This is a genomic window from Patescibacteria group bacterium, from assembly GCA_041664365.1.
Taxonomy (GTDB): Bacteria; Patescibacteriota; Patescibacteriia; order UM-FILTER-42-10; family UM-FILTER-42-10; genus JAHJEX01.
The window spans coordinates 40,080-52,168 of record JBAYKW010000004.1; the positions used below are offsets into that span (position 1 = coordinate 40,080).

A 12,089-nucleotide genomic window follows, 5' to 3' on the forward strand; every position below is an offset into this window, starting at 1 on the left:
TTATTTCTTTACCTCATCTTTTTTGAAATATGTCTTTTGCATCTTTGCAATACTATCTTTGGCAATCAATAAATACTCGGCATTCAAAACCTGCATTATGTTTAGATTATCCGCCTGACAGGTTTCAACCATTGGCAGATTATTTGCAGATTTTGTGATTACCTTATCAGTTTCCGGTACAATTACAAGCGTCTTGTTGTTCTTCACCGGAAGTTTATTCATAATTCCAACTAAAACCTTTGTCTTTATCTCAGAAAGCTTAAGCGTATCAATCACAACCACTTTTTCATCCTGCGCTCGGTCAGATAGCACCATGAGCAGAGCTTTCTTCTTTGCCTTGCGATTCATTAGTTTTGAAAAATTCCGATCATTAGTAGGACCGAAGGTAACCCCTCCACCAATCCATAACGGTGAACGGATCGAACCATGTCTTGCTCTGCCGGTACCTTTTTGAGCCCATGGTTTACGACCTCCACCGCGGACATCACTACGTCCCTTTGTATGGGCCAGAACCTGTCTTTTATTTGCTTGCTGTCTGATTACTGCTTGCTGGACCAGTTCAGGACTAATCTTAACACCAAAAATTTGGGCTGGTAATTCAATCTCCCCGACACTATTTCCTTCTTGATTATAAACAGTTACTTTTTTCATTTCTTTTCTTCTTCTGTATTATTTTGGTTCTCGTTATCCATATTCTGGATCGGTTCCGCCTTATCAACCACAGCCTCTACAGTTTCCGGGCCTTTGACCACATCTTTTGCTTCCACATTTTCAACAACTTCTTTTTTATTCACTTCTTTTATTTCCGGCTGTTTCAAAACCATATCACCATTGCCATAGATCAAAACCAGATTATTGGTTGCTCCAGGAATTCCGCCCTTTATCGCCAACTGGTTTTTTTCTAAATCCACTGAAACAATCTCCAAATTGCTCATTGTTGCTCTTTGGTTACCCATCTGACCGGCCATTCTTTTTCCCTTCAAAACGTGTTCAGGATAGGAGCCGCCGATTGATCCAGGCATGCGCAATTGATCTTTATGACCGTGTGTTGCCTGACTGCCATGAAAACCATGCCGTTTAACTCCACCCTGGAATCCCTTACCGATTGAGATTCCTGTAACTTTTATTACATCCCCTTCCACAAATACATCCGCTAAAATCTGATTACCTCTTTTAAAATTTTCAGTATTATCCACTCTGAATTCACGCAAATGACGAAACATATCCAGATCCTTACAGTGCCCGATTTCCGGCTTTATTACATTTTTTTTCTTACCAAAACCAACCTGGACTGCATTATAACCGTCTTTCTTTTCCGTTTTGACCTGAACAACTGTGCAAGGGCCAGCTTCAACTATGGTAACAGGAATAACCGTTCCATCCTCATGGAATTTTCTCGACATTCCTATTTTTCTTCCAAGTATAAATTTCATATTTTTAATAAAAAATCGCGACTTATTAGCCACAATTCGATCACTAGCATCCAAGGCTACGCAATGTGCCCTGATATTCTATATTCTAGTTTTTTTGTGATGAATTATGACTCCGTAATAACTTTTTTGAATCTTCAATCGATATCCATGGATCTGTGCCCAGGATCATTACTGACACCCAAACAAGTTATGATTTGTTTATTTTAAAGAATTTTTGTTTTACATTTTTATTTCTACATCGACACCGGCAGGAAGATTCAAACTCATCAACGTATCGATTGTCTTTGCGGTCGGATCAATAATATCGATCAACCGCTTGTGGACTCTCATTTCATATTGTTCACGTGATGTTTTGTGAACAAATGACGATCGATTTACCGTATATTTACTCTTTTCGGTCGGTAAAGGTACAGGTCCGGATATTTTTGCCCCAGATCTTTCAGCGGTTTCAATTATCGTTCGCGTAGACTGGTCAATAATTTTGCTGTCATACGCTTTGATCTTGATTCGAATCCGCTGGACAACCTTGGTTTCGGTATCCTCGCTTGCATCTATTGGATCGTTGTTTTCTGATGTCTTCCGTTCAGTTACCATGTGAAATATTGTATATTTTAAATTTGCTTTTTAAGACAGATAAAGAGGCCCTCCTTTTACAAGGGCCCCGTTACCTATTTATTTATTTTAGTTACTACTCCAGAAGCTACAGTATGACCGCCTTCTCGTACTGCAAAGCGTTGTTTTTCCTGCAGTGCGATAGGAACAATCAGTTTGACTCCCAAAGATACTGTATCGCCCGGCATAACCATTTCAGTTCCTTCTGGGAATAGTAATTCACCAGTAACATCTGTGGTTCTAATGTAGAATTGCGGTTTGTATCCTTTTGCAAATGGAGTATGACGACCACCTTCTTCTTTGCTTAGAACATAAATCTCTGCATCAAATTCAGTATGAGGAGTAATCGTACCTGGTTTAGCCAGTACCTGACCTCTTTCAACATCATCTTTCTTGGTTCCACGGAGTAAAATTCCTGCATTATCACCAGCCTGACCCTCATCAAGTTGCTTATTGAACATTTCAATCCCAGTAACCACCGTCTTTGCTGTATCATGAATTCCGACAATTTCTACTTCATCGTTCAGATTAACCTTTCCTTTTTCAATTCTACCTGTAACTACTGTTCCTCTTCCTTCGATTGAGAAAATGTCTTCAATAGGCATAATGAAATCCTGATCGATTGCGCGTTCTGGATTTGGAATATAGCTATCAACGGCATCCAGCAATTCCTGGATTGGTTTGTTTGCTTCCGCATCATCCGGATTTTCCAGTGCTTTCAGTGCTGAACCCTTGATAATCGGGGTTGCATCACCAGGAAAATCATATTTCTTGAGCAAATCCTTGATTTCTTCTTCAACTAAATCGATGAGTTCTTTGTCATCAACTTGGTCAGTTTTATTTAAAAATACAACAATATAAGGCACACCTACCTGCCTGGCAAGTAGAATATGCTCACGTGTCTGAGGCATCGGTCCATCAGCGGCAGAAACAACCAAAATTGCACCATCCATCTGAGCTGCACCAGTAATCATATTTTTAATATAATCAGCATGTCCCGGACAATCTACGTGCGCATAGTGACGTTTGTCAGTTTCATACTCAACGTGTGATGTTGCAATGGTAATACCACGCGCCTTTTCTTCAGGTGCGTTATCAATTTGATCTACAGACTTATTTTGAGCAGTTTTTCCCTGCGAAATCAGATATTTCAAAATTGCTGCTGTAAGTGTTGTTTTTCCGTGATCGACATGTCCTATTGTACCAATATTGACATGCGGTTTTGATCTATCAAATTTTTCTGCCATGTTCTTCGTAATTTAGTTAATTCTTATTTATTTATTATTTAGCTAAAATTAGTGCTTTTAAACTCTAATCAAAGTAGTCATGATTATATCAGGCAAAAAATATTTTGGCAAGTCCTGATACGACTTATAAAATATTTTTGCTTATCTTAGCCATTATTCCAGCACAATCGGTTCTAACTTGAAATTTACCTCAGTAGTTCTCAAAGTCTTAACAATTATCTCCTGTTCAGCCGGCTTATACCCTTCTGCAATTACACTGATTGTATAAATATCTGGGGCTACTTTCAGCATTAATGGCGTAGTATTACCGACTTCTTCGCCGTCCAAATAGATAACCGCGTCAACATCATCTGGCTCTACCGAAATCGCAACAACTATTCTCCCGCGCACAATTACTTCATAAAATGATGATTCCTCAACCGTATTTACCTTATAGATCCAGATAATCATTACACAAAGCACCGAGGAAGCTACCACTAAGAACCATTTGAAGGCATTGGACATGAAATATGTGCCAAAATAATTAACTATACCCTTATTCTACTTCCTTTCTAAAGAATCTTCAATGATTGTGTTGGCAACATTCTTTGGTACTTCGGAAAAATGGGATAATTCCATTGAATAACTGGCTCTTCCCTGTGTCGCGGATCTTAAGGTAGTTGCATAACCAAACATTTCAGCTAAAGGCACGTCTGCATCAATAATTTTGATATTCTTCCGATCACGCATTTCCTTGATACTGGCCCGTTTCGAATTTAAATCTCCGATCACATCACCCATAAAATCTTCCGGTGTAATTACTTCTACTTTCATGATCGGCTCCAGCAATACAGGGTTGGCTTTTTTTATCGCATCCCGAAGACCCATAGAACCGGCTATTTTAAATGCCGCTTCCGAAGAGTCAACCTCATGATAACTCCCGTCTGTAACAGTTGCACGGATATCAACAAGCGGGTAACCGGCTAAAACGCCGTTATCCATCGCCTCTTTCATTCCTTTTTCAATCGCTGGGATATATTCAGAAGGGATGTTTCCGCCTTTTACCTTATCAACAAATTCAAATCCTTTTCCAGTTTCTAATGGCTCGACTGTCAGTACGCAATGTCCATATTGACCACGACCGCCGGACTGACGAACAAATTTTCCTTCACCATTAGCAGTGCTTTTAATAGTTTCCTTGTATGCAACCAAAGGCTTACCAACATTTGCTTCCACTTTAAACTCTCTGCGCATACGATCCACAATAACCTCCAGATGCAACTCACCCATTCCGGATATTAATGTCTGGCCGGTTTCTTCTTCCGTTTTAACGCGGAATGTTGGATCTTCTTCTGACAGACTGGCTAAGGCATGACCCAATTTATCCTGGTCAGCTTTGGTTTTCGGTTCAATCGCTACAGCAATAACCGGTTCCGGGAATACAATTCTCTCCAATATCACAGGGTTATCAATATCGCATAATGTATCTCCGGTTGTAGTATCTTTTAATCCAACCGCAGCGGCAATATCACCGCTATAGACATCTTTTACTTCTTCTCTGTTATTTGCGTGCAGTCTGATAATACGGCTGATACGTTCTTTTCTGCCTGTTGTTTGATTCATTACATATGATCCCGACTCTATTTTACCGGAATATACACGGAAAAAGGTCAGCTTGCCGACAAACGGATCAGATGCAACCTTGAAAGCCAGGGCGGCAAAAGGACCGTCATCATTTGCTCCTCTTGGTATTTGTTCTTCTGTAACCGGATCTTCTCCCATTACCGGTGGCACATCCAAAGGCGACGGCAGATAATCTACAACCGCATCCAGCAAGAACTGGACGCCTTTATTTTTCAAAGCCGATCCGACAAAAATAGGCACGATTGCGTTGGCAATTGTTCCTTTCCTTAAAGCTTTTTTCAAATCATCTACTGGAATCTCCTTACCTTCAAGATATAAACCCATCAATACATCATCATTTTCAACTATTGCTTCCACTAATTTATTTCGGAACTCCAAAGACTTTTCTTTCATATCATCAGAAATCTCAGTTTCTTCCCACTCTTTGCCCATATCATCTTTGTAAATGATCGCCTTCATTGTCAGCAGATCGATGATTCCCTTAAAATTTGATTCGGCGCCAATGGGTAATTGGGCCGGATAGGCATTTTTAGTCAAACGTTCGTGGATTGATGCCAGATCCGAATAAAAGTCAGCGCCGGTTCGATCCATTTTATTAATAAAAGCAATTCTTGGCACATTATATTTATCTGCCTGGTGCCAAACTGTTTCTGACTGCGGTTCTACTCCCGCTACACCGTCGAATACTACTACTCCCCCGTCCAGTACGCGCAGCGATCTTTGTACTTCAACGGTAAAATCAATATGACCTGGGGTATCAATAATGTTAATTTGATTTTCCTTCCAAAAACAGGTTGTTGCTGCTGCCGTGATCGTGATTCCTCTTTCCTTTTCCTGTTCCATCCAATCCATCTCAGCTTCACCTTCATGGACCTCACCAATTTTATGTTTTTTACCCGTATAATAAAGAATTCGCTCAGATACGGTAGTTTTTCCGGCATCGATATGAGCGATAATCCCAATATTTCTTGTTTTCTCCAGACTATATTCTCTCGGCATGTTTTGTTAGTAATTAGTTATTGGTAACTGGTAAATGGTAATTCATACTCGTTTACTTATTACAATTTACAAATTACGAGTTAATAAATCATTAGGCAAAATGGGCAAAAGCTCGATTGGCATCAGCCATTCTGTGCACATCTTCTTTCTTCTTAATGGCAGTGCCCTGATTTTCCGATGCTTCCATCAATTCCTGAGCCAGTTTTTCTCGCATCGGTTTGCCTTTGCGGGACTGTGCTGCACCGATTATCCAGCGGAATGCCAGTGCTTGTCGCCTGTCCCCTTTTACTTCGATCGGGATTTGATAATTAGCACCGCCGATTCTGCGGGATTTGACCTCAACTACCGGAGAAACATTTTTCATTGCCAGATTAAATATTTCCAGCGGGTCTTTTTTTGTTTTCTCGGCAATTATATCAAAACAATCATATAAAACACGTTCAGCAACTGATTTTTTACCGCGGGTCATTATCAAATTAATAAATTTAGCAATAACAATACTATTATACTTGAGATCTGGTTGGATTACGCGTTTTGGTGCTTGCTTGCCTCTCATTTCAAATTTATTTTAAATATTTTAAAATTTACTTGGTTTTCTTCTCTTTTTTTGCTCCATACATACTGCGTCCCTGTTTGCGTCCGTCTACACCCTGAGTGTCATATACTCCTCTGACTACGTGATACCGGACACCGGAAAGGTCTTTTACTCTACCACCCCTGATCATGACGATGGAGTGTTCCTGAAGATTATGGCCAATTCCCGGTATATATGCTGTCACTTCCATTCCGTTGGAAAGCCTTACCCTGGCAATTTTACGTAATGCCGAGTTTGGTTTCTTTGGCGTCATCGTAGTAACTTTGATACATATTCCCTGTTTAAAGGGAGAACCTTTACGCAATTCTGTTTTTTTCCTTTTAATCGGATTCAAAGTAGTCCCTAACGCAGGGGTTTTTGACTTCTTGGTATGTGATTTTCTAGGTTTTCTAATTAACTGGTTTATTGTCGGCATTGTTGAATAAAAAAAAATAATCTAACTATATGCTATGCCACACGGCTGAGTGTAACAAATATATATATGTAAGTCAACTCCGTTAGAGTATATTAATAACCGGGCATGGTCAACCCCTTAAATAATAAGCCCAATATTAGCGATTATGATCCGATGATATTGAAAACCCAATCAGAAATTCCCCCAAAAAGAGAGGAAAATATTGAAAAACCGAAGAAATTATCAAATATTATTAATCCCAAAAGAATCATTGGCCCATAGCGCTCAAGCGATTGTTTAAAATTGTCTGCGGAAGGTTTCAGCATCGCGAATAGCAAATGAGAGCCATCCAACGGCGGGATTGGGATCAGGTTAAAAAGCCCTAAAATCAGGTTGATTTGCACTAAAGCGGCTAAAAATATTACCAATAGATTATCTTCACTCAGGAATCCGTTAATTATTATTACCCTCAATGCGATACCAAAAAAGATAACTGCGATAAAGTTAACAAAAGGTCCTGCCAGTGAAATTAAAGCCGGGCCATATTTCTTGTATTTAAGATTATTCGGGTTAAATCCTACCGGTTTTCCCCATCCAAACCCGGCAACCAGCAACACAATAAACCCGATAAAATCCAGGTGCGACAAAGGATTAAGGGTTAATCGACCATCATATTTAGGGGTCCGATCACCTTGCAGGGTTGCCGCAAGAGCATGTGAAAACTCATGAATTGTGATGCCGAAGATTATCGCCAAAATCCAAGCTAAAAAGAGGGCGGGATTGCTGAAAAGGAGGTTTAAAATCATTTGTATTTGCGTTTATATAACAATTATGCTAATCTTGAACGGAAATTTTATATTACTAATTATAACATTATAACCGTATGGCGAAAATCTGTGAAATCTGTGGAAGAGGCGCGCTCACCGCTGCATCAAGAAGTCATTCCAATATCTCAACGAAACAAACAAGGTTTTTAAATTTACAGAATGCTGTATATAAAGGTAAAAAAGTGAGAGCCTGCACGCGCTGTATAAAAACTCAATCTAAAGTAAAAAGATAGACTGCGTCATTATCGAATCAAGTATCCCCAAGTAAACTGGGGATTTTTGATTTGCTCTAAACCGATGTCTGATTCCGGTTTTTCCGGTTAAAATAAGCTTTTGTCGCTTCAATCAGAATGATTATTACAATACTGGCAATGGCAACCACACCCCAGTCGGACCAGTTTAGCGGTACAGTTTGCATAATTTTTTGGAAAGGTCCAAAGTAAACGGCGATTAACTGTAAAATAAACCCGACTCCCACGGCAAGCAATAATGACTTATTCGAAAAAATATTCACACTGAATATCGAACGGCGAGTAGATCGGATACTGAACACATACAGCAATGTACTGATTGCAAATATGGTGAATATTAATGTGCGCGCATGCATTACATCCCAGTTATGATCCAGCAAGTACCAGAAAAAAATCAGATTGCCGATACCGGTAATGACACTGATGATTGTCGTAAGAATCTTCATCTCAAAAGTAAACAGGTTTTGCTTCTTACCAGCCGGCAGATCCTCCATTACTTCTTTTCCTCCCGGCTCCATAGTTAAAGCAATACTAGGAAAACTGTCAGTCACTAAATTTATCCAAAGAATCTGTGAAGCAACTAATGGCAGAGGAAAATTATCAACAAAGAAAGAGCTGACCGCAATTGATCCTAAAATCAGTAAGATCCCCGAAAAACTATCTGAAATAAGATAGAGAATAACTTTTTTGATATTATCAAAAATTATTCTCCCCTGCTCTACGGCTGAAACAATTGTCTTAAAGTTATCATCCAGGATTACCAAATCAGCAGTTTCTTTTGAAACATCAGATCCGGAACCCAGTGCGATTCCAATATCCGCTGCTTTAAGCGCCGGAGCATCGTTTACGCCATCACCGGTCATCGCCACCACTTCTCCCCGCTCCTGCCACGCATCGACAATCTGCAATTTGTCTTTTGGTGTCACTCTGGCATATACCGAAATATACTGAACTCTTTTCGCCAGCTGCTCGGGACTTATTTTTGCCAGTTCCGATCCTTCCATAATATTTTCCGGATTGCTTCTCAGACCCAGCTCTTTCGCAATGGCCTGCGCGGTAAGTTTATGATCACCCGTGATCATAACAATTTTAATTCCTGCCTTTTTGCAGAGTTTAATCGTTTCTTTGGCTTCGGGACGCAACGGATCTTTAATTCCGACAAAGCCCACAAACACAAACTGGTCCAGATATTTTTTAACCTGCCGGTCATTGTCCAAGTCCTTGATATCATCCGGGACTATAAGATAACCAAACGCTAAGATACGCAATCCCTTGCTGCTCATCTCCTCAAATTTCTCTTCAAACTGCTGTTGCAACTCTTCCGTCATTGGTTTAATTAACGGACCACTCTGGACTTTAGCGCACATTTTGATAATTTTTTCCGGAGCGCCTTTAAGATAAATAATGTTTTTATTTTTATTCTTGTTCTTATGCAACGTCATCATATATTTCTTGTCAGAATCAAAAGGTATTTCATCCAGGCGTGGTTCATCCTTTTCCAGATATTCGCGATAAAAATCTAGCCGTGCTCCTATCGATAGCAGAGCTTGTTCGGTCGGATTACCGATCATCTTCCACATTGAAAACTCATCTTCCGGATTTTGTATCACCGCATCGTTGCACAATGTTCCAATTTGAAATAAATATGAAAGTTCGGCCTGTTCTTTAATATTCCAGTGACTGATATTCTGATGTTCCGCTTCGAGGTCATGATTGAGCGTCACTAATTTGGAAACCCTCATATCCCCCATGGTCAGCGTGCCGGTTTTATCCGTACAGATAACTGTGGTTGAGCCGAGCGTTTCGGCGGCCACCAGTTTTTTTACTAAAGCTTTTTCTTTTAATATTCTCTGCATGCCAATTGCCAGTATTGCGGTAACGGCAATCACCAGACCCTCAGGGATAGCTGATACAGCGATTGCTACCGCTGTAGTAAAGATCTGAATAAACGGTATGCCTTCAAAGTATCCAATAATTATAATGATAACGGCAATTACAGGTACAACCGAACCGACCAGTCGGCTGAATTTATCCATTTTCTTTTGAAACGGGGTACGCTCTTCCACCGTATCCTTAATCAGCGATGCAATCTTACCAATTTCTGTTTTTATTCCCGTATGCTTGACTACTATTTCCGCCGTTCCCTGGGCTGCTATCGTACCCAGAAAAACCATATTTTTCTGCTCACCCAGCACTGCCTCTTTTTCTATTGCTTCTGTCTCCTTTTTCACCGAAACCGATTCGCCGGTCAGACTCGCCTCATTGGTATAAAAATCTTTTTCAAATATTATCCTTCCGTCTGCGGGGATTTTATCTCCGGATTTAAGTAAAACAATATCACCGGGCACCAGCTCTTCCGCTTTAACCTCCTTTTCCTGGTTTCCCCTTCTTACCCTGGCATAGAATGTAATCACCTTTTTCAGTTTTTCCATCGCCTTATTTGCTTTGTATTCCTGTACATACCCGACAACAACATTTACCAGCACTGCCGCCAGAATTACATACATGTCTACAAAATCTTTCAGGAAAAAACTAATCAGGGCTGCGCCTAACAGGACATAGACCAGTGAATTTCTAAACTGGGACAAAAATAAAAATATCCGAGAAGCTTTTTTCTCTTCGGGTAGTTTATTTAAACCATTATCACGTAATCGATCTTGAGCATCAGTATTTGATAAACCATTTTTGGTTGTCGTCAGTGATACTAAAGCATCTTCGACGGACAAATTGTAAATCTTTTGATCAGCCATAATGTTCTTATATCTTTAAATCAACTGGGGTTCTTCTCGTATTATACTTAAGAAACTTTTCTGTTATTAATCAATTTTTTCTTTAACTTTCTTTACTACATCATTCAAACGCCAACTTGCTTTGACTAAATATTCACAGTTCGGATCATCTTGCAGCTCGCGCTTTTTCTCTTCATAATCCAGGTTAGTTAAAATTATGACAGGAACATTTTTTCCCCATTCATCTTTACGTATTTTATCCAATACTTTCAGACCCATTACTTTTGGCATTAATAAATCAAGCAGTATGATATCCGGGCGTTCTTTAAATGCCAGATCAATCCCCTCCTGACCGTCTTTTGCCGGAATTGCAATATAGCCGGCCTTGATCATTTCTCTGCATAAAATATTCCGCAAATTTTCTTCATCTTCAACCACAAGCACTTTTTTATTTTCGTTCATAGATTTAAATATTAATAATGGTTTTAACTATTTGAACTACATCTTCTAGCTTATGATTAGATTTGACCAGATATTCGTCAACTTTTAAATTTACTAATTCATCTTTTTCAGTTTTACTGTCAAGATTAGTCAAGACAATAATATGGGCATTTTTCCCCCATGCATCTGCGCGCAATTCCTTACATACTTGTTGTCCGGCCATCTTTGGCATTATCAAATCAAGTATTATCAGATCCGGGTGTCTACTGAGTGCCAAATCCAGCCCTTGCTTTCCGTCTTTGGCTTCCATTACTTCGCATTTTAAATCATGTACCGCGTTTACAATTACTTTTCTAACTGACTCTTCATCTTCAATGACGAGTATTTTTTTAAAATTATTTGGCATTATTTATGAATTTAATTCATCTTTAATTTTATTCACAACATCCTCTAACTTCCAGTCAGATTTGACTAAAATATCATACACGCCTCGATCAATTGCTTCTGCCGTCTTTTCTGCATCACTTAAATTTGTGAGTATTATTGCCTTAGCACCACTTCCCCATTCGTCTTTCCTTAACTTCTTGATCATAGTCATCCCATCCATTATCGGCATAACAATATCGACAAGCATCAGGTTCGGATGTTCCTTAAGCGCAATCTCTAAACCTTCTTTACCGTCCTGAGCCTGGAAAACCTGATAACCCTCGGCGATTAGCTTATTACCTAGGGCAAAACGCAGGGAAGTATCATCTTCTACAATCAGAATGCTTTCTTTTGGATCGTCCTCAATTCTCATAGTTTTTTGCGTCATTTTATTCAATTTAATAATTATATTACCATTATAGCTTTGATTACTATTTTCTCAAAAACAGGTAACTATCTTTAAAGTAATACACCGTTTTCTTGCCGATTAACATGAATTTAATATTAAAGTA

General features: G+C 39.4%; 13 protein-coding genes and 1 pseudogene. 1 reads left to right on the top strand and 13 read right to left on the bottom strand.

Going from position 1 to position 12,089, the window contains the following annotated elements; genetic code table 11:
* The 9 genes and pseudogenes from rplD to WCW66_03585 all read right to left on the bottom strand — a co-directional run bounded on the left by rplD (position 1) and on the right by WCW66_03585 (position 7,709).
* Positions 1 to 651 (bottom strand): 50S ribosomal protein L4, encoded by a 651-nt coding sequence (gene rplD / locus WCW66_03545; protein ID MFA6391797.1) that lies wholly within the window; start codon positions 649 to 651, stop codon positions 1 to 3.
* Positions 652 to 842: 191 nt separating this feature from the next.
* Positions 843 to 1,433 (bottom strand): annotated as a pseudogene (rplC, locus tag WCW66_03550) (50S ribosomal protein L3).
* A gap of 219 nt (positions 1,434 to 1,652) precedes the next feature.
* Entirely contained in the window at positions 1,653 to 2,027 is a 375-nt protein-coding gene (rpsJ, locus tag WCW66_03555) for a 30S ribosomal protein S10 (GenBank protein ID MFA6391798.1), read from the bottom strand.
* A gap of 74 nt (positions 2,028 to 2,101) precedes the next feature.
* Positions 2,102 to 3,292 (bottom strand): elongation factor Tu, encoded by a 1,191-nt coding sequence (gene tuf / locus WCW66_03560; GenBank protein ID MFA6391799.1) that lies wholly within the window; start codon positions 3,290 to 3,292, stop codon positions 2,102 to 2,104.
* A 153-nt stretch (positions 3,293 to 3,445) separates the two neighbouring features.
* Complete coding sequence (locus tag WCW66_03565) at positions 3,446 to 3,796, bottom strand: PEGA domain-containing protein (protein ID MFA6391800.1); 351 nt, start codon at positions 3,794 to 3,796, stop codon at positions 3,446 to 3,448.
* A gap of 36 nt (positions 3,797 to 3,832) precedes the next feature.
* Entirely contained in the window at positions 3,833 to 5,914 is a 2,082-nt protein-coding gene (gene fusA, locus WCW66_03570; protein MFA6391801.1) for an elongation factor G, read from the bottom strand.
* 91 nt (positions 5,915 to 6,005) lie between these two features.
* A complete protein-coding gene (gene rpsG / locus WCW66_03575) occupies positions 6,006 to 6,470 on the bottom strand; it encodes a 30S ribosomal protein S7 (protein ID MFA6391802.1) in 465 nt (154 codons plus the stop codon).
* A 28-nt stretch (positions 6,471 to 6,498) separates the two neighbouring features.
* On the bottom strand, positions 6,499 to 6,924 hold the full coding sequence (gene rpsL, locus WCW66_03580) for a 30S ribosomal protein S12 (protein ID MFA6391803.1): 426 nt from the start codon (positions 6,922 to 6,924) through the stop codon (positions 6,499 to 6,501).
* A gap of 143 nt (positions 6,925 to 7,067) precedes the next feature.
* Complete coding sequence (locus tag WCW66_03585; GenBank protein ID MFA6391804.1) at positions 7,068 to 7,709, bottom strand: site-2 protease family protein; 642 nt, start codon at positions 7,707 to 7,709, stop codon at positions 7,068 to 7,070.
* Between the two features lie 77 nt (positions 7,710 to 7,786).
* Between WCW66_03585 and WCW66_03590 the strand changes: the two genes are divergently transcribed.
* On the top strand, positions 7,787 to 7,963 hold the full coding sequence (locus WCW66_03590) for a L28 family ribosomal protein (GenBank protein ID MFA6391805.1): 177 nt from the start codon (positions 7,787 to 7,789) through the stop codon (positions 7,961 to 7,963).
* A gap of 56 nt (positions 7,964 to 8,019) precedes the next feature.
* Here WCW66_03590 and WCW66_03595 read toward each other — a convergent pair whose 3' ends face one another.
* From WCW66_03595 to WCW66_03610, 4 genes are all read right to left on the bottom strand, one after another.
* Positions 8,020 to 10,731 carry an HAD-IC family P-type ATPase gene (locus WCW66_03595; GenBank protein MFA6391806.1) on the bottom strand — a complete coding sequence of 904 codons (2,712 nt, stop codon included), beginning with the start codon at positions 10,729 to 10,731 and terminating at the stop codon, positions 8,020 to 8,022.
* Positions 10,732 to 10,797: 66 nt separating this feature from the next.
* Positions 10,798 to 11,172: a response regulator gene (locus WCW66_03600; GenBank protein MFA6391807.1), complete on the bottom strand. Its 375-nt coding sequence runs from the start codon at positions 11,170 to 11,172 to the stop codon at positions 10,798 to 10,800.
* Positions 11,173 to 11,176: 4 nt separating this feature from the next.
* Positions 11,177 to 11,557 carry a response regulator gene (locus tag WCW66_03605; protein ID MFA6391808.1) on the bottom strand — a complete coding sequence of 127 codons (381 nt, stop codon included), beginning with the start codon at positions 11,555 to 11,557 and terminating at the stop codon, positions 11,177 to 11,179.
* Positions 11,558 to 11,560: 3 nt separating this feature from the next.
* Positions 11,561 to 11,965: a response regulator gene (locus WCW66_03610; protein ID MFA6391809.1), complete on the bottom strand. Its 405-nt coding sequence runs from the start codon at positions 11,963 to 11,965 to the stop codon at positions 11,561 to 11,563.
* Positions 11,966 to 12,089: the final 124 nt, after the last annotated feature.